Origin of the sequence: Mesorhizobium caraganae (assembly GCF_016836705.1) — a bacterium.
GTDB lineage: Bacteria > Pseudomonadota > Alphaproteobacteria > Rhizobiales > Rhizobiaceae > Mesorhizobium > Mesorhizobium caraganae.
Genome location: NZ_JAFCGY010000005.1, coordinates 64,162 through 81,423, shown reverse-complemented (window position 1 = coordinate 81,423; position 17,262 = coordinate 64,162). Strand labels below are relative to the sequence as shown.

Sequence of the window (17,262 nt, the reverse complement as noted above, 5' to 3'; positions counted from 1 at the left end):
GGCGACACTAGCCCAAGCGAAGGCCGGTATCGACACATCGATTTCAGTTTTCGGCATTGCCGGCGGCGTTAGCAAAGCGCGTGCCCGTCATTGTAATGTCAATGTGCGGGCCCTACGTCTGCAACGTCCAAAACCCGCCCGTCCACGTTTGACTGGCCCTTTTCTGGAGGTACTATGTTCGACCCCAAGAAGCTTCTCGACGACCTGCTCGGCTCTCAGGTTCCCGGCACCACCGGCACCGTCCGTGACAAGGCCGGGCAAGCCGTGCAGATGGCCAAGGACAATCCGCTGGCCGCCGGTGCGCTGGCCGCGGTGCTGCTTGGGACCGGCACGGGACGCCAGGTGACGGGCACCGCCATCAAGCTCGGTGGACTGGCCGCGATCGGCGGTCTCGCTTACAAGGCCTACCAGAACTACAAAGCCGGCAATGCCCCCGAACAGGCGCCGGCCGCCGGCCAGCCGGAATTGCTGCCGCCGCCCGCCGACACCGGCTTCCATCCTTCACAGGCGCCGCAAGGCGAGGACGAGTTCACGCTGACGCTGGTGCGGGCGATGATCTCGGCGGCCAAGGCCGATGGTCATATCGACGACGAGGAACGCGAAAAGATCGCCGGCAAGCTCAAGCTCGCCGGCGTCGGTTCCGATGCCGAAAAATTCCTGTTGGCCGAGCTGGACAGCCCGCTCGATCTCGACACGCTGGTCGCCGGCGCCAAGACCGATGAGCAGAGGCTCGAGCTCTACACGGCGTCGCGGCTGACCATCGATCCCGATACGCGCGCCGAACGCGGCTATCTCGACCTGCTAGCCGGCCGGCTCGGCCTGCCGGATGCGCTGGTCGACCACGTCGAGGCGACCGTGTCGGCGGCCAAGGTGCCGGGCCCGGGCGGGACCGCGCCGAACCCGCGCTGGTAAGCAACGCGGCCGGGCTGGAAAATGCGTTAACATCTCGTTTACCGAGGAAGCGCATGATTCTAGCAGTCGGATCGGCTTTTCCTCCTCCCAAGCCCGGTTCAGATCAGGGCGGTCGCCAATGACCGCCCTTTTTGTTCAGCCGATCACAGGTTGTTCGGCTTGCCATGATCCCCGTCATTTGCGATGCCTCGGTGCATTCGGATGCATCCCGATCTGTGCCGGGGATGCGCGGTGCGCAGGAGCAAAATCATGACAGCCCTCACAGAGAAAACCGCGATCGTCACCGGCGCCGGCACCGGCATCGGCAAGAGCGTCGCCACGGCGCTGCTCAAGGCAGGCTGGAACACCGTGTTCTGCGGCCGCCGCAAACAGGTGCTCGACGCCGCGATCGCTGAAGCAGGCAAGTCGGACGCCAAGGCGCTGGCGGTCGCCTGCGACATCAGCAAGGCCAGCCAGGTCGACGACCTGTTCGAGACCGTGGCGGCGGCTTTCGGGCGCGTCGACCTGCTCTTCAACAATGCCGGCATGAGCTACAAGTCGACACCGATCGACGAGATCCCGGTCGAGGTCTGGAACGACATTGTCGGCGTCAATCTCACCGGATCGTTCCTGTGCGCCCGCGCTGCCTTCGGCGCCATGCGCAGACAGAAGCCGATGGGTGGCCGCATCATCAACAACGGTTCTGTGTCGGCCTATGCACCACGGCCGGGCTCTGTGCCCTACACCGCGACCAAGCACGCCATAACAGGGCTGACCAAGACGCTGGCGCTCGACGGGCGACCCTACGACATCGCCTGCGGTCAGATCGACATCGGCAATGCGCTCACCGACATGGCGCAAGCGATGACCGTTGGCGTGCCGCAGGCCAACGGCTCGATCGCCCCCGAAGCGGTGATGGACGTCCAGCGCGTCGCCGACGCCGTCGTCCACATGGCCAGCCTGCCGCTCGACGCCAATGTGCTGTTCATGACGGTGATGGCGACCAAGATGCCGTTTGTGGGACGCGGATAAAAAACTGAGCCTCGGCGCCGCCCCTCATTGCCCTGCCGGACGTTCGTCATTCGAAAAGCCAAGCAGTTGGCTTTTCGTCCGCTTCGCGGACCATTCCTCAACTCCCCGTATGTGACGGGGAGAAAGGGCTGACCGCAGCCTCGGCGCCCTTTTTGCAACGTTGGAAATTGGCGAAATCATCGATGAGAGCGCCCCTCTCCCCGTCACTATACGGGGAGAGGATGCCGGCAGGCAGGTGAGGGGCAGCGCGAACCTTAATAATTGGCCGCCCTACTTCTTCAAAAACGCCTCGATCCGCTCCAGCGCGCGCAAGATGTTCTCTTCGGAATTGGCGTAGGAGAGCCTGATATAGCCTTCGCCGAGAATGCCGAAATCGGGGCCGCCGATCAGCGCCACGCCGGCATCCTCGAGCAGCGCCGAGGCAAGTTTCTTGGCCTTCCAGCCGGTCTTGGAGACATTGGGGAAAGCATAGAAGGCGCCCTTGGGCGTGATGCAGGACACGCCGGGCAGAGCATTCAGCCCCTCGACCACGATCTTCCTGCGGTTGTCGAAAGCGCGCATCATCTTGTCGACATCGTCCTGCGGGCCGTCTATTGCCGCGATGCCGGCGAACTGGCTGGGGGCGTTGACGCAGGACCAGCAATTGACCGCCAGCTTGCGCACCTTGTCGTAGAGATGGGCGCCCTTGTCGCCGTTCGGCCAGATCGACCAGCCCATGCGCCAGCCTGTCATCGCCCAGGTCTTCGACCAGCCATTGAGCACGATCAGCCGGTCGCGGATTTCGGGGAAATTGAGCAGTGAAAAATGCGTCTCGCCGTCATAGGTCATGACGTCGTAGATCTCGTCCGACATGATGGCGACCTGTGGGTGTTTCTCCAGTCCCTTGACCAGCTTCTCGATCTCAGCGCGCGGTGTCACGCCGCCGGTCGGGTTGGCTGGCGAGTTGAGGATCAAGAGCCTGGTCTTCGACGTGATCAGCGCCAGCGTCTCCTCAGCCGAGAAGGCAAAGCCGTTCTCCTCGCGGATCGGCACGGGAATGGGTGCAGCGCCGGTGAATTCGATCATCGAGCGGTAGATCGGGAAGCCGGGATCGGGATAGAGAATTTCGGCGCCGGGTTCGCCGAACATCAGGATGGCCGCGAACATGGTCGGCTTGCCGCCGGGCAGGATCATCACATTCTCGGCCGAGACCTCGACGCCGGTGGTGGTCAGCGTGCGCCGCACCACCGCCTCGCGCGTAGCCAGCAGGCCGTTGGCCGGGGTATAGCCATGGTGGCCGTCGCGCAGCGCCTTGATTGCCGCCTCGACAATGTGTTGCGGCGTTTTGAAGTCGGGCTGACCGATGCCGAGATTGACGATGTCGCGGCCTTGCTGAGCCAGTGCGGTTGCCCGCGCGAGCACGGCAAAGGCGTTTTCCTCGCCGAGACGGTCGAAGGCCGAAATCGTGTGGAGCATTTTTCCCGTCCGTGTGGTTCTTACTGTTGGGTCGCGTTTTTGTGAGCGTCCAACCGCAAATGTCAAACGGATTGGAGTCTTTGGTGTCGGAAAAACTTGCGAATTGGCAGCCCCGCCCGCGTCCGGAACGAAAAGTTCTGGACGGACGCTATGTCCGTCTTGAGCCGTTGAGTGCTGAAAAGCATGGTGATGGCCTATACGAGGCGTCATCCGTGCCCGACATCGACGGCCGCTTTGCCTGGCTGCCCGACTATCCGCCGCAGACCCGCGCCGATTTCCAGCCATGGCTGGACAAGGTCGAGGCAAGTGAGGATCCGCTGTTCTTCACGGTCATCGACAAGGCCAGCGGCAAGGTCGCCGGGCGGCAGACGCTGATGCGCATCGATCCAGCCTATGGTGTCATCGAGATCGGCAACATCTATTGGGGTCCGCTGATCTCACGCAAACCTGCGGCAACCGAAGCGCAGTTCCTGTTCATGAAGTACATTTTCGACGGACTCGGCTATCGCCGCTACGAGTGGAAATGCAACAACCGCAACGAACCCTCGAAACGCGCGGCGGAGCGGTTCGGCTTCAAGTTCGAGGGCATTTTCCGCCAGCATCTTGTGGTCAAGGGTGAAAACCGCGATACCGCGTGGTACTCGATTATCGACAAGGAATGGCCGGCGCTTCGCAAAGCCTACGAGGCCTGGCTCGATCCGGCCAATTTCGATGGCGAAGGCCGGCAGAAGCGGCGGCTCGAGGATTTCCGCGCCGAGTTCGGCGCGTAGCAGGAGTTTAGGCGATGGCGCACAGCCATGATCACGGTTCGCACGCTGGCCACAGCCACGGCGCCGGTCACGTGCATGGCTCGACCGACAAGAAGCGCGTGCTGATCGCAGCCTGCCTGACCGCCGGCTTCATGGTTGCCGAAGTGCTGGGCGGCCTGCTGACGGGATCGCTGGCGCTGCTGGCGGATGCCGGTCATATGCTGGCCGACTCCATCGCGCTTGGCCTTGCCTGGTATGCCTTCCATCTGGGCGGACGGCCGGCGACGGTGCGCCTCACCTATGGCTTCGGCCGGGTCAAGACGCTGGTCGCCTACACCAACGGCATCGCCATCTTCGCCATCGCGCTGTGGATCATCTACGAGGCCTGGGGCCGCCTGATGACGCCAGCGCCGGTGCTGGGGGGGCCGATGCTGGTGGTGGCGATCGTCGGCCTTCTGGTCAACATCGCATCGTTCTTCGTGCTGCATGGCGGCGACCGCGACAGCCTCAACATGCGCGGCGCCATCCTGCATGTGCTGGGCGACCTGCTCGGCTCGGCGGCGGCGATCGTGGCGGCGCTGGTCATCCTGGCGACCGGCTGGACGCCGATCGATCCGATCCTGTCGGTGCTGGTCTCGGTGCTGATCCTGTCGACGGCCTGGTCGCTGATGCGCGAAGCCGCCCATGTTCTGCTCGAAGGCGTGCCGGCGAGCCTCGACCGCGACCTCATCGCCAAGGACATTGCCGGCACCGTCAAAGGCGTGCGCGAAGTGCATCATATGCATGTCTGGTCGCTTGACGGCTCCAGCAACATGGCGACGTTGCATGCCTGCCTCAACGATGGCGTCGATGCGCATCAGGCGGTCAGCGCCATCAAGAAGCGGCTCGCCGCCGAGCACGGCATCAGCCACGCCACCGTCGAGCCGGAATTCGGCCAATGCGCCGACAGCCATGACGAACACGACCACGATCATGACCATGGTGCGCGACCGCATCACGGCCATTACCACTGACAGGGAATTTTCATGGCATTGGCATCCCAGTTGACGAGTTCCCGCGACGGCGGGACGGCATGATGGATCGCGACAACAGAAACGCGCTGATTGCCGCAGCCTGGATCATGCTGCTGTTCGGCATCGCGGCGTTCTACCTGCCGACGGTGATGCTGGCGCTCGGCAATGTCTCGACCGTTCTTGCCGGCATCGTCGGCATCGGCTTCGTGCTGGCATTCTTTCTGGTGTTCTGGTTGCGGGGCCGCAGCCAGAACAAGGGCAAATAAGAGGCTTTTTCGACATGCGCATCCTGATTACTGGCGCGGCCGGCATGGTCGGCCGCAAACTCATCGCCCGGCTGGCCAAGGACGGCACGCTCAACGGCCGCAAGATCACGGCGCTCGACCTGCACGACATCGTGCCGCCGCGGGCGCCGGCGATGGAGGGTGTGAGCGTCGCCACGCATACCGGCGACCTTGCCGACGCCGGTGCCGCCGTGAGCCTGGTCGCTTCACGCCCCGACGTGATGTTCCATCTCGCCGGCATCGTGTCGGGCGAGGCGGAAGCCAATTTCGATCTCGGCTATCGCGTCAACCTCGATGGCACCAGGGCGCTGTTCGACGCCGTGCGGCTGGCAGGCTTTGCACCACGCCTCGTCTTCACCTCATCGATCGCCGTGTTCGGGGCGCCGTTCCCGGATGTCATACCGGATGACTTCCACCCGACGCCGCTGACCTCCTATGGCACCCAGAAGCAGATGAGCGAGGCGCTGCTGGCCGACTATTCCAGGCGCGGCTTCTTCGACGGCATCGGCATCCGGCTGCCGACCATCTGCGTGCGGCCCGGCAAGCCGAACAAGGCGGCTTCGGGCTTCTTCTCGGGCATCATTCGCGAGCCGCTCAGCGGTCAGGAGGCGATCCTGCCGGTACCGCGTTCGGTGCTGCACACCCATGCCAGCCCGCGCTCGGCGGTGAATTTCCTGATCCATGCCGCGGGGATCGATGGTGCCGCAGTCGGCCCGCGCCGCAATCTGACCATGCCCGGCGTTGCCGTCACCGTCGGCGAGCAGATCGCGGCGCTGGAACGTATTGCCGGCGCCGAAGTCGTGAAGCTGATCCGCGAACAGCCCGACGAAACGATCTGGGCAATCGTCAAGGGCTGGCCGACGCGCTTCGAGGCGCGGCGCTCAAGAGACCTCGGCTTCAGCGCCGAAAAAAGCTTCGATGAGATCATCCGTGCCCATATCGAGGATGAGCTGGGCGGGAAGATAGCGGGTCAGGGCTGACCCGTTAGCGTCAAACGCTGCCGGTCAGGCTCGCCGACAGGAGCAATAGTCCGAACAGGAAGACGAAGGCGGCGCCGCCGATCTCGACGAACGTATGGATGCGGTTGCCCATGCGGCCATCGCCGGCGAAATAGACGGCCCAGTTCTTGGCCGTCACCGCGATCGTTGCCAGCGCCGAGACGGTGATGGCGGTGCCGAGCGACATTGCCAGCACCGACAGCAGGCCGCCCAGCCACAGGCCGTTGAGCAGCGCGAAGCTGAGCACAATCAGCGCGCCGGAGCAGGGGCGGATGCCGACAGCGGCCACAGCCGACCACGCCGTGCGCCAGTCGAAGCGATCGCCCGACAGCAGCGCCGGATCGGGCGCATGCGAATGGCCGCATGTGTCGCAGACCTCGCCCGCCGCGTGATCATGATGGGCGTGGTCGTGATGGGCGTGGTCGTGATGGGAATGATCGTGTGTGGCGTGATCGTGATGGTTGTGGTCATGGTCGTCATGCACATGCAGGGCATGCGAATGCGCCGTATGGCTATGAGGAGCATGCGAGTGACCGGCGTGAGAATGGCCGGCATGGCCGCCATGGGAATGACCGGCATGGGCGGCCGACAGGCTGTAGGCGGGCGCCTTGCCGAACCAGCGTAGCACCGTGGGCCCGAGCTTGCGCCACAGCAGCCAGGCGCCGAACAGAGTGACGAAGATATAGCTCATGATCTCCATGAACCAGGCCGCGTCGGTCATCGAGATGGCGGTGCCGCGCAGGACGAAATAGGCAAGCAGCATCACCACCACCGCGGTCAGGCCCTGCAGCAGCGCCGAGACGAAGGACAAAAGGATGCCGCGCTTGAGCGCCACTTCATTAGCGACCATGTAGGACGAGATCACCGCCTTGCCGTGGCCGGGGCCGGCGGCGTGGAAAATGCCGTAGGCGAAGGACAGGCCTATCAGCAGCCACATCTTGCTGCCGTCCTCGCGCATCGCTTTCATCGCCATGGCCAGCGCGCGATAAAATTCCTGCTGCCTGAGATTGATCCACATCAGGATGTGCGCGAACAGTCCGGTGGTCGGCGCCATGCCGTCATTGACGCCGATGCCGAGCGAACTTTGGGCGTGGGCCTGCCCGAGAAAGTGCGTCATCACCAGGGCAGCGGCCACGAGGCCGAACGCCAAACGCAGGGACGGTTTCATCACCGGATCTATCCTTCTGGCGGGCAGTTCAATTCGAGCTTGGTGGCGAAGATCTTGCTCATGTCGGTGCCTGTCGGGTCGTTGAAGAAAGCTTCCGTCAGGGTCTTCTGGTTTTCCTTGATAGCCTCGTCCGGATCGGGCCGGATGACCTTGCTAGTGCAGTTCGAGGGCAGGCCTTCGACGGTGATGTTGGAATCCTCGGTGAAATCGATCGCCGTGTAGAAGGTCGGATCGTAGACACCGAAATCGATCTTGCCGGCGAGCTTGATCGGCTCCTTCGGCTCGGATTCGAACAGGATGATCAGCTGGTCATTGTCGAAATTGGCCATCAGGTGCGGCGGCGGCGTCATCGGCACGTCCTTGCCGTTGACGGTGACGAGCTGGAAATAGTTGAACTCGGCCAGCGAGGCATGGACGGTGTCGGCGACATCCTTCAGTTCCTTGTCGTCAAGCTTCAGGTCGGAGTTCTTGTCGAACTCCATCATCACCGTACTCGAAAACAAATCGTCGAAGCGCCAGAGGTGGCGCAGCGCTTTCACACTTTGGTGATCCGGCGAGAGGATCACGTCGAGGCGGGCCTCGGCAAAGACGTGAGGATGCGCCGCGGCCGCTCCAACGGCGGCAAAAGGCGCCGCCAAGGCCGAAGCCAGCATGATTGCGTGCTGTTTCAAGTGCATTCTCGGTCGCTGTTCCATCGGCCTCGGAGAGATTTCGAGAGGTTACCAGAAAGCGGGCGAAATTGGGACCGCGACACAGCTAAGACAGGTCAGGCGCCTTCGCGGTTCTTGAACCACTGCACCAGGAAATCGACGAAAACACGGACCTTGGCCGGCAGATAACGGCGGTGCGGATAGACGGCGAAAATGCCGCTCCCCGACTGGATGCGGTCGTCGAGCAAGGACACCAGCTTGCCCGATGCGAGGTCGGGGGCGGCGATGAAATCGGGCAGGATGGCGAAGCCCAGGCCTGACACGGCGGCAGCACGTGCGGCCATCGGACTGTTGACCTCGATCGGCCCCGACACGTTGACGCTGACCGACTCCTCGCCCTCGCCCTTGAAGCGCCAGTTGGCGAGCGAACGGCCATTGGTGTCGACGATGCATGGCATGTTGGCGAGGTCCTGCGGGCGTGTCGGCTTGCCGTGCTTGGCGATCAGTTCCGGCGATGCGCATAGCCTGACCGAAAATGGTCCAAGGCGTCGAGCGATCAGCGAGGAGTTCTCCAGCCGCGAGATGCGCACGGCAAGATCGAAGCCTTCCTCGACCAGATCGACAAAGCGGTCGTCGAGATGGATGTCGAGCACGATGTCGGGATGCTGCTTGGCGAAGTCGATCAGCGACTGGCCGATCGGCGCATCGGCGAAGGTGCGCGCCGCGGAGAGCTTGATCCGGCCGCGCACGTCGCCGGAGGATTCTCGCACGGCGTCGGCCAGGCTGTCGACCTCACGCACGATTTCGGACGCGCGGCTGTAATAGGTATGGCCGGCCTCGGTCATCGAGAACTGCCGCGTGGTGCGGTTGAGGAGCAGCGCGCCGAGTTCGTCCTCGAGTTCGCGCACATATTTCGACAGCAGCGCCTTGGAGCGGCCGATCTTGCGCGCGGCTGCCGAAAAACCTTCGGCCTCGACGACGTCTATGAAGGCGCGCATGCGGGTCAGTGTGTCCATGGATCAGGCCTTTCGTGCCGTATCGAGAAGCCGCCGGCCGAGCCGTATCAGGGCAATGTCGCTGCCGGGAGGGCCGAGAAGCGAGAGGCCGAAAGGGGCGCCGTCGACCGAGCCCAGCGGCAGGGTGATTTGCGGAAAGCCTGAAAGACCCGAAAGACACAGAAGATGCAAGGCCCTTTCGCGGTAGGCCTGAAGCTGCTGCGGCTCGCTTTTGACGAGAGGGGCGGGACCCGGAACGGTTGGCAGGACCAGAAACCCGTCCTGGCCGAGCAGGGCGGCAAGCTCGGAGCGGAAGGTCAGGCGGCGCACCGCTTCGGCCTGCGCCGTCTTGGCGTCGATCGTCCGGCCAAAGCCAAAGCGTTCCTCGACGCCCGGCCCGAGATGGCGCTCGCCCGACACGATCCAGCCGCCGTGCTGCTGCCAGGCTTCGGCGGCCTGCAGCCGGCGAAAGCACCAGTAGAGCTCGTCGGGGAAGGAAGCGAAGACGTATTCCACCGGCTTTGGTTCACCGACCACAGTGGCCGCCAGCGCTCTCATCCTGGCATATTCCGCTGCCTCGGCCGGGCCTGCCACGAAGGCGTCCAGCCAGCGGATCGAAAGCGGCCGGTTGAGCGGGTGCTTGTGCGGGTCGCGGCCGAGCAGCAATTTGCCGATCGTCTCATAGGTTTCGATGTCGTCGGCGAACCAGCCGAACGTGTCGAAGCTCGGCGCCAGCTTCATCGTGCCTTCGAACGAAATGCGGCCATGCGTGGTGCGCAGCCCGATCAGCCCGCAAAAGCTCGCCGGCGCCCGGATCGAGCCGCCGGTGTCGGAGCCGGTGGCGATGTCGGCAAGCTTGCCCGCCACTGCCGCCGCCGACCCGGAGGACGAGCCGCCGGTGACGCGATCGGGTGCTGCCGGGTTCACCGGGAACGGAAAATGCGCGTTCTGGCCCATCAGCGAGAATGCGAGCTCGTCGGTCTGCGTCTTGCCGATGAAGCGCGCGCCGGCATCGAGAATCATCTGCACGGCGGGTGCGGTGCTGGAGGCTGCGTGCGCCTCGTTGAACTTCGCCAGATTGCCGCAACCGGTACGGTAGCCGGCGACGTCGTAAATGTCCTTCACGGCCAACCTGAGCCCGGCCAGCGGCCCCAGTTCCGCATTGGCGACCGGCATTCGACGCAGATTGAGGAAAGCGTTGAGCGGGCCGTGCGTGCCTGTCATCGTTCGATATCCGGATACGGTTGGCGCAGCATTGTTCGATGCCAGAAATTTTACAACCTGGGATACGATTTTTATTGATTGTGAAATCTTTCGATCTTATATCGCGCTTGCCCAAAGTCGCACGTGCCTGTGGGTGTCCGCCGATCCTCGAATGGTGAGGGAAATCGGTAAGGTAACTGGAGCCAACCCCTCCAGTCGGTCTAGCGGCCAACCGCCAGCCCGAGGACACCTTGAAGCAACGACGGTGCGGGCCTTTCTGGTTCTCTTCCGGTTGTCCAAAGACCGGGGTTACTAAAGAGGCACACCTTCATTGCCGGCAGTGCGGACGGGTCTCCCATCCAAGCCAAGGCAGACAAAGCGAACCGAGGCCGGGCAAGGCCAAGGTTCATCGCCGCGAGACGGCGTTTCATGGTTCCGGGGTCTCCACCGGCTGGTTCCATGAATTCGACGTCCCGCCTTTGTTTGACCGCGTGTTCGCGAGGCCGACAGCCCGCGTCCGCACCCTTGTGCGCGCCGAAAGGCGCGATGGAGAGACCCCGATGGCCACCCAGCGCATCCTTGACTTCCTCGCCACCCGACGTCCGTCCGGCCCCTGCCTCGTCGTCGACCTCGATGTCGTGCGCGACAATTTCCGCGCCTTCGAAAAAGCGCTGCCCGATTCCAGGATCTACTATGCGGTGAAAGCAAACCCGGCGCCGGAAATCCTGCGCCTCCTTGCTGAGATGGGCTCGTCCTTCGACACCGCTTCCGTTGCCGAAGTCGAGATGGCGATGGACGCCGGTGCGCCGGCGGACCGCATCTCCTTCGGCAACACCATCAAGAAGGAGCGTGACATTGCACGTGCCTACCAGCTCGGCATCCGGCTGTTCGCGGTCGATTGCGTCGAGGAAGTCGACAAGATCGCTCGCGTCGCTCCCGGCGCGCGCGTGTTCTGCCGCGTCCTGACCGATGGCGAAGGCGCCGAATGGCCGCTGTCGCGCAAGTTCGGCTGTGTGCCGGCGATGGCTGTCGACGTTCTGCGCCACGCCAAGACGCTCGGCCTCGACGCCTATGGCGTGTCGTTCCATGTCGGCTCGCAGCAGACCGACCTGACGGCCTGGGACCGTGCGCTGGCCGACGCCAAGAAGGTGTTCGCCACGCTTGCCGATGAAGGCATCGTGTTGAAGATGGTCAATATGGGCGGCGGTTTCCCGACGCGCTATCTGCGTGACGTGCCGGCCGCCCAGGCCTATGGCCAGGCGATCTTCTCGGCCCTGCGCAAGCATTTCGGCAACGCCATCCCGGAGACCATCATCGAGCCGGGCCGTGGCATGGTCGGCAATGCCGGCGTCATCAAGTCGGAAGTCGTGCTGATCTCCAAGAAGGCCGACAACGACAATGTGCGCTGGGTGTTCCTCGACATCGGCAAGTTCGGCGGTCTGGCCGAGACGATGGACGAGGCGATCCGCTATCCGCTGGTGACCCGTCATGACGGTTCGGAGACGGCGCCTTGCGTGCTCGCCGGCCCGACCTGCGATTCGGCCGACGTGATGTACGAGAAGACGCCGTATCCGCTGCCCTTGTCGCTGACCATCGGCGACGAGGTGCTGATCGAAGGCACCGGCGCCTACACGACCACCTACTCGGCGGTCGCCTTCAACGGCTTCGAGCCTCTCCGATGCTACGTGATCTGACGGTTCGAAAGGACCGATCAGATCATCCCAGGTGGGCGTTTGTCGCCCACTTGGGTTCGCCTGTGGAACAAGCTCCGCTCGTGAAGGATCGCGGAAATGGACGTTGCAAATTACATTGACGGTGCCGTGGGGATCTCCCCCCTTGAGGGGGAGATGGCCGGCAGGCCAGAGGGGGTCGCCTCGGCTGCCTCGACTTCTTTTGCGATAAGGGGCGTTGGCGCTTCACGCGCGGCGACCCCCTCTGTCGCCTTCGGCGACATCTCCCCCTCAAGGGGGGAGAGTGTCCGCGCCATTGTCATCGTCGCTGAAACTGCGGCCGACATTGCATCGCGCGAAGCCTTGCTGGACGATGCCATGGGCCCGAAGCGGCGCAAGAAATCGTCGGAGAAGCTGCGGCGCGGCCGCCGGCCTTCCGAAGGCCTCGCCTTTGTCGTGCGCGATGCGGCGGGCGCGGTTGTCGGCACCGTGCGGCTGTGGGATGTGAGGGTGGGCGAGGGCGGTCCGGCAGCGCTGCTGCTCGGCCCGCTTGCCGTTGACCCGGCGCTAAAGAATGCCGGCATCGGCTCGGCGCTAATGCGCCATGCGCTGGCCGAGGCCGCGCGTCTCGGCCATGCTGCGATCCTGCTGGTCGGCGATGCGCCTTACTATGGTCGCTTCGGCTTTTCGGCCGACAAGACCGGTTCTCTCGCCATGCCCGGCCCGTATGAGCGGCACCGCCTGCTGGCGCTGGAGCTGGTCGAGGGCGCGCTCGACGGCGCGCACGGCACGGTGAAGGCGGCCGGGCGCAAGCTCAAGGCGCTGCCGCTGACCTTCGCGGCGTAAAGCCTTCGGCTTTCTAGGGCGCAAAAGCCTGGGGTCGACAAAAGCAAAACGCCGCCTGATGGGCGGCGTTTTGTTTTGCGAAGGGATCAGCCGAGCAGCTGGCTGAGCGCCATGGCGACTGTCATGTCGCCTTCGACCTTTATCTTGCCGGACATGAACGCCATGGTCGGGTTGAGGTCGCCGGCGATTAGCGAATCCAGATCGTCGAGCGACAGTTTGACGGTGCAGTCGGTCGGTGCGTCGGTGGTCGAAATGGTTGCGCCGTCGATGACGATGACGCCGTCGCTGCCGGTATCGAACTTCACCGAGTGTTCAAAACCGGCGCTCGCCACGCGCGACTTGATCTTCTCGGCAATCTCCTGAACGCCCATGCTGTTCTCCTCGTCTCGTTGCGTTTTGCCACGCGTCAGTGCCGGCCTCTGCCGAAGTCGCTGTCTCGCGCGTGCCGCGATCCTGGTCGCTTGGCGCATATAGCTTCGAGTTGACGTAAACGTCAACGCGGTGCGTCATCTCGTTTCAGTCGGAAGGGACAAAGGCGAAGGGGACATCCCTCCTGCGGCGGGGTCAGTGCTCCGCAGCCGGTTTGGCCGGCTCGCCCTGGGCCGATTCCGCCGCGGCCGGTTCGGTCGGCGTGGCCGGGTCCTTGCGGCGACGCATGGCGTTGTCGCGGATCTCGTCCTTGGTCAGGAAGTTGACCTGGTCGATCAGCACTTCGTGCACCAGGTCGGCGCCGACGCGGGCATTGACGGTGTCGCGTATGGCCTTGCGGAAGGCGTCGAGATCGATGGTTTCCTTCTTGGTGAAGTCGATCTGCGGGTTGGAATAGAGATAGGAATAGACCTGATCGGTCATCAGCGCTTCGGCCGGGATCGACATCTTCTTTATCTCGGCCGGCTCGACCGTGTAGACGAGCTTGGTGAGGAAATAGCCGTCGATCTTGGAATTGCGGATCAGCGGCACCGAGATGATGTCGGTCTTGACGTAGTCGAGACCGCCCAGCATCGGCTTCGGCGTTTCGCCGACGCCGCGCTCGCCGGCCGCCTGGAACGAATAGAACACGGCGCCCAGCGTGGCGGCGCAAATCCAGATCGCGGCGGCGATGAATTTGATCACCGGCTGTTCCCGCCTGTTGTCGAGATCATCAGCTCGCCCATCCGAATTCGCCGGCCGAGTAGGTGCCGTCGGCTTCGGCGCGCTGGATGGCGTTCTTCAACAGCGTCGCGACCTCGTTGACCGCGTTGAGGTGGGCGAGGATCGCGGCCTCGTTCTTCGCCAGCTTCTGGCGCAGCCGCGCCAGGCTGTCGCGGTGCTCTTCCAGGAACTCGAGCTCGTTGGCGCCCTTCATGGCGCGGGTCAGCTCGTAGAGGTAGCGGCTCTTGCGGGCGTTCGAGGCCTTGAGGTCATAGCTTGTGTCGTTCTTCAAACCCGCCGTCTCTTCCTCGACCGCCTCCTCGATGCGGCCGATGATGGCGGCAAGGTTGCCCGGCCGTGCAAAGGGGATCGGCGCCTCGGAAGTACGTGCCGGCAGGTTGGAAGAGAATTTTGAAAAATCGGCCATTGAAAATCCTGGTCTAGATCTTGATGTCGGTTTTGATGGTCGTCTCGTCGCCGGTCATCGACCGTGCGGCCTTGCGCTGCAATTCCTCGACCAGCGAGGTGGAGAGCCGGGTCTGCTGGTCGATCTCGGTCTTGTGCGGCCCGGTTGACACCGACCCTATAGGCAAGGTGCGCTTGCCGTCCTTGTAGTGGTCGGCGAGCAGCGATTTGGCGATGCCGATGCCGCCGCGCTCGGCCATGACGTCGGCGACGCGCTCGGCCAGCTGCGATTTCCACATGTCGCCGGCCAGCCCCTTGCCGTAAACGCCCTCGGTGTCCTTGGGCAGCATGTTCTGGATGAAGGTCTGCAGGACCATCGCCTCGAACTTCTTGAACTTGTTGGCGGGATCGGCGCCTGCAGCGGCCTTGTCGGCCGTGGCGCGCGACAGGATCGAACCGGCGTCGACCGAAGCCGCCATGTCAACAGAGAAGGCGCCGCCAACGCCGTTGGCCCGCTTGGTGAGCGCGGCACGGGCAGCCTCGATGTCCGTCGGGTCGACGGCTCGGGCAACATCGAGAACGATGTCACTGGGTGGAGAAATCGCCAAGAAGTCCGCCTCTTTGCCGGGTTTCCTGGAAGGACCATGCCGCAACAAGCTTGTGGCAGGCTTGCGCGGGAGAGGGCGGGAATGCAGGCAGGTTGGCAGCCTTTCCTCCGTCGAAACCTCATAGATCTCATCCGCAGCCGGCTTAATCGCTTGAGCCTCATTAGATTGCGTTCACACTCTATATGAGGTATAGATTATGAACGTAATCTAAAAATCGGAGATGACGATGCGCGTGAGTCGGACCCAAGCTGCGGAAAACCGCCAAGCCGTGATCAATGTGGCAAGCCGGCTTTTTCGGGAGCGAGGCTTTGACGGCATCGGCCTCAAGGATCTGATGAAGGGTGCCGGACTGACCCAAGGCGCCTTTTACAAGCAATTCGCGTCAAAGGACGACTTGGCTGCGCAGGCATCCAGGCGGGCGATGGAGAGCGCCACCCACCGGTGGTCGGCCGCAACAGCAGCAAACCCCGAGAATCCGCTCGACGCAGTGATCTCGTTCTATCTCAGCATGGATCATCGCGAAGAAAAGATGGACGGCTGCCCGGTCGTTGCACTCGGCTCGGATGCTGCCAGACAGGGTGCCGACGTGAAGGCGTCATTCGAAGCCGGGATCAAGAAGTACCTTGAGATGCTCGGCAGTTGGGTTGGCGAGGCCGACGGCGAGGAGGCCGGCGGCAAGGCCATGGCCATTCTCTCGACAATGGTCGGCGCGGTGCTGCTCTCGCGGGTCGTCAACGACCCGGGCCTCGCGCAGGCTTTTCTGGATGCGGCGACCGACCAGGTTCGCGAAGCAGTCACCGCTTGAACGGCGTGGACAGCGCTGTCGGCGCACCCAAGTGATAGGAGAATAGATGCGACGGATTGTGGTTACAGGCATGGGGGCGGTCACGCCCCTTGCTGCCGATGTTGAAGCGTCCTGGTCGCGTCTCCTGGCCGGCCGCTCGGGCATCCGGAGGCTTCCGGACGATGTGGTGGGCGACCTGCCCGCGAAGGTCGGCGGGGTGGTGCCCTCCATAGAAGAAGATCCGGACGCTGGTTTCGATCCGGATGCCGTCCTGCCGCCGAAGGATCAGCGCAAGGTAGATCGGTTCATTCTCTTTGCGCTGGCGGCGGCGGAAGAGGCGCTTGTGCAGGCAAAATGGAAGCCGGGCTCGGAAACGGACCGCCTGCGCACGGCCACGATCATCGCTTCAGGGATCGGCGGATTTCCCGCCATCACCGAGGCGGTGCGCACCGTCGACCTGCGTGGCGTCCGCCGCCTGTCGCCCTTTACGGTGCCGTCCTTCCTGGTGAATCTTGCTGCAGGCCACATCTCGATCCGCCATGGCTTCAAAGGCCCACTCGGCGCGCCGGTGACGGCGTGCGCGGCCGGCATCCAGGCGATCGGCGATGCGGCTCGTCTTATTCGCGCCAATGAAGCCGATATTGCCGTATGCGGCGGGACGGAAGCATGCATGAATATCGTCAGCCTCGGTGGGTTTGCCGCGGCACGCTCTCTTTCGACCTCCTTCAATCACCGTCCTGATGAGGCCTCCCGACCGTTCGACAAGTCGCGCGACGGCTTCGTCATGGGCGAAGGAGCCGGCATGCTGGTCATCGAGGAGTTGAGGCATGCGCTGGCGCGCGGCGCAAAACCGCTCGCCGAGCTCGTCGGCTACGGGACGACCGCGGATGCTCACCACGTCACTTCTGGTCCCGAGGACGGCGACGGTGCGCGCCGAGCCATGGAGATCGCAATTGCGCAAGCAGGGATTTCGCCGCGCGAGGTTCGTCATCTCAATGCGCATGCGACCTCCACGCCAGTAGGCGACCTGGGTGAGATCGAGGCAATCAAGAGCGTGTTCGGGCGCGATTACGCGATAGCAGTCAGCGCAACGAAATCTGCGACCGGACACCTGCTGGGCGCGGCTGGCGGGCTTGGTGCCATCTTCGCGATCCGGGCGCTCAGGGATCAGGTCGCCCCGCCGACCCTCAATCTGGGCGCGGCCGATCCGGCCGGCGACGGAATCGACTTCGTCGCAAACGAGCCCCGGCCAGTGGAGATGGAGTACGCGATCTCCAATGGATTCGGCTTTGGCGGCGTGAATGCCAGCGCCTTGTTCAGGCGCTGGAACCACCCGGTAGCCTGACGCGAGCGCCAGAGGCAGTCATGACTGACGCCCTT

General features: G+C 63.7%; 19 protein-coding genes. 10 read left to right on the top strand and 9 right to left on the bottom strand.

All coding sequences use genetic code 11. The features are described 5' to 3' along the window. Positions 1 to 174 precede the first annotated feature (174 nt). Positions 175 to 912: a tellurite resistance TerB family protein gene (locus JQK88_RS13670; protein ID WP_203278567.1), complete on the top strand. Its 738-nt coding sequence runs from the start codon at positions 175 to 177 to the stop codon at positions 910 to 912. Positions 913 to 1,161: 249 nt separating this feature from the next. Next, the gene (locus JQK88_RS13665) at positions 1,162 to 1,923 is read left to right on the top strand and encodes an SDR family oxidoreductase (protein WP_203278566.1); all 762 of its coding nucleotides are present in this window, start codon (positions 1,162 to 1,164) and stop codon (positions 1,921 to 1,923) included. A gap of 270 nt (positions 1,924 to 2,193) precedes the next feature. Here JQK88_RS13665 and JQK88_RS13660 read toward each other — a convergent pair whose 3' ends face one another. Next, positions 2,194 to 3,378 (bottom strand): pyridoxal phosphate-dependent aminotransferase, encoded by a 1,185-nt coding sequence (locus JQK88_RS13660; protein ID WP_192254503.1) that lies wholly within the window; start codon positions 3,376 to 3,378, stop codon positions 2,194 to 2,196. Between the two features lie 83 nt (positions 3,379 to 3,461). Between JQK88_RS13660 and JQK88_RS13655 the strand changes: the two genes are divergently transcribed. From JQK88_RS13655 to denD, 4 genes are read left to right on the top strand one after another with little or no spacing between them, the layout of a single operon-like run. Continuing rightward, positions 3,462 to 4,148, top strand: coding sequence for a GNAT family N-acetyltransferase (locus JQK88_RS13655; RefSeq protein WP_203278565.1), 687 nt, complete (start codon positions 3,462 to 3,464; stop codon positions 4,146 to 4,148). 14 nt (positions 4,149 to 4,162) lie between these two features. Further along, complete coding sequence (locus JQK88_RS13650; protein WP_203278564.1) at positions 4,163 to 5,140, top strand: cation diffusion facilitator family transporter; 978 nt, start codon at positions 4,163 to 4,165, stop codon at positions 5,138 to 5,140. A gap of 59 nt (positions 5,141 to 5,199) precedes the next feature. Next, positions 5,200 to 5,406 carry a hypothetical protein gene (locus JQK88_RS13645; protein ID WP_112559299.1) on the top strand — a complete coding sequence of 69 codons (207 nt, stop codon included), beginning with the start codon at positions 5,200 to 5,202 and terminating at the stop codon, positions 5,404 to 5,406. Between the two features lie 14 nt (positions 5,407 to 5,420). Next, on the top strand, positions 5,421 to 6,404 hold the full coding sequence (denD, locus tag JQK88_RS13640) for a D-erythronate dehydrogenase (protein WP_203278563.1): 984 nt from the start codon (positions 5,421 to 5,423) through the stop codon (positions 6,402 to 6,404). Between the two features lie 10 nt (positions 6,405 to 6,414). Here the strand turns inward: denD and JQK88_RS13635 are convergent, their stop codons facing one another. From JQK88_RS13635 to JQK88_RS13620, 4 genes are all read right to left on the bottom strand, one after another. Beyond that, the gene (locus JQK88_RS13635; protein ID WP_210388297.1) at positions 6,415 to 7,590 is read right to left on the bottom strand and encodes a nickel/cobalt transporter; all 1,176 of its coding nucleotides are present in this window, start codon (positions 7,588 to 7,590) and stop codon (positions 6,415 to 6,417) included. 8 nt (positions 7,591 to 7,598) lie between these two features. Next, positions 7,599 to 8,267 (bottom strand): DUF1007 family protein, encoded by a 669-nt coding sequence (locus JQK88_RS13630; RefSeq protein ID WP_203278562.1) that lies wholly within the window; start codon positions 8,265 to 8,267, stop codon positions 7,599 to 7,601. 89 nt (positions 8,268 to 8,356) lie between these two features. Then, complete coding sequence (locus JQK88_RS13625; RefSeq protein WP_203278561.1) at positions 8,357 to 9,256, bottom strand: LysR family transcriptional regulator; 900 nt, start codon at positions 9,254 to 9,256, stop codon at positions 8,357 to 8,359. Positions 9,257 to 9,259: 3 nt separating this feature from the next. Then, positions 9,260 to 10,459 (bottom strand): amidase, encoded by a 1,200-nt coding sequence (locus tag JQK88_RS13620; RefSeq protein WP_203278560.1) that lies wholly within the window; start codon positions 10,457 to 10,459, stop codon positions 9,260 to 9,262. A 539-nt stretch (positions 10,460 to 10,998) separates the two neighbouring features. On the opposite strand from JQK88_RS13620, the gene odc2 reads away from it, so the two are divergent. Further along, on the top strand, positions 10,999 to 12,132 hold the full coding sequence (odc2, locus tag JQK88_RS13615; RefSeq protein WP_203278559.1) for an ornithine/lysine decarboxylase: 1,134 nt from the start codon (positions 10,999 to 11,001) through the stop codon (positions 12,130 to 12,132). A gap of 153 nt (positions 12,133 to 12,285) precedes the next feature. Further along, complete coding sequence (locus tag JQK88_RS13610; RefSeq protein WP_246749826.1) at positions 12,286 to 12,954, top strand: GNAT family N-acetyltransferase; 669 nt, start codon at positions 12,286 to 12,288, stop codon at positions 12,952 to 12,954. 86 nt (positions 12,955 to 13,040) lie between these two features. Here JQK88_RS13610 and JQK88_RS13605 read toward each other — a convergent pair whose 3' ends face one another. The 4 genes from JQK88_RS13605 to JQK88_RS13590 all read right to left on the bottom strand — a co-directional run bounded on the left by JQK88_RS13605 (position 13,041) and on the right by JQK88_RS13590 (position 15,098). Continuing rightward, a complete protein-coding gene (locus tag JQK88_RS13605; RefSeq protein ID WP_192254487.1) occupies positions 13,041 to 13,325 on the bottom strand; it encodes an SCP2 sterol-binding domain-containing protein in 285 nt (94 codons plus the stop codon). 193 nt (positions 13,326 to 13,518) lie between these two features. Beyond that, complete coding sequence (locus JQK88_RS13600; RefSeq protein WP_192254485.1) at positions 13,519 to 14,067, bottom strand: hypothetical protein; 549 nt, start codon at positions 14,065 to 14,067, stop codon at positions 13,519 to 13,521. A gap of 28 nt (positions 14,068 to 14,095) precedes the next feature. Next, the gene (locus JQK88_RS13595) at positions 14,096 to 14,512 is read right to left on the bottom strand and encodes a hypothetical protein (protein WP_192254483.1); all 417 of its coding nucleotides are present in this window, start codon (positions 14,510 to 14,512) and stop codon (positions 14,096 to 14,098) included. Between the two features lie 13 nt (positions 14,513 to 14,525). Then, on the bottom strand, positions 14,526 to 15,098 hold the full coding sequence (locus JQK88_RS13590) for a rod-binding protein (RefSeq protein ID WP_203278558.1): 573 nt from the start codon (positions 15,096 to 15,098) through the stop codon (positions 14,526 to 14,528). A gap of 226 nt (positions 15,099 to 15,324) precedes the next feature. Between JQK88_RS13590 and JQK88_RS13585 the strand changes: the two genes are divergently transcribed. Further along, positions 15,325 to 15,903 carry a TetR/AcrR family transcriptional regulator gene (locus JQK88_RS13585; protein ID WP_192254614.1) on the top strand — a complete coding sequence of 193 codons (579 nt, stop codon included), beginning with the start codon at positions 15,325 to 15,327 and terminating at the stop codon, positions 15,901 to 15,903. A 46-nt stretch (positions 15,904 to 15,949) separates the two neighbouring features. Beyond that, on the top strand, positions 15,950 to 17,227 hold the full coding sequence (gene fabF / locus JQK88_RS13580; protein WP_203278557.1) for a beta-ketoacyl-ACP synthase II: 1,278 nt from the start codon (positions 15,950 to 15,952) through the stop codon (positions 17,225 to 17,227). Positions 17,228 to 17,262 lie beyond the last annotated feature (35 nt).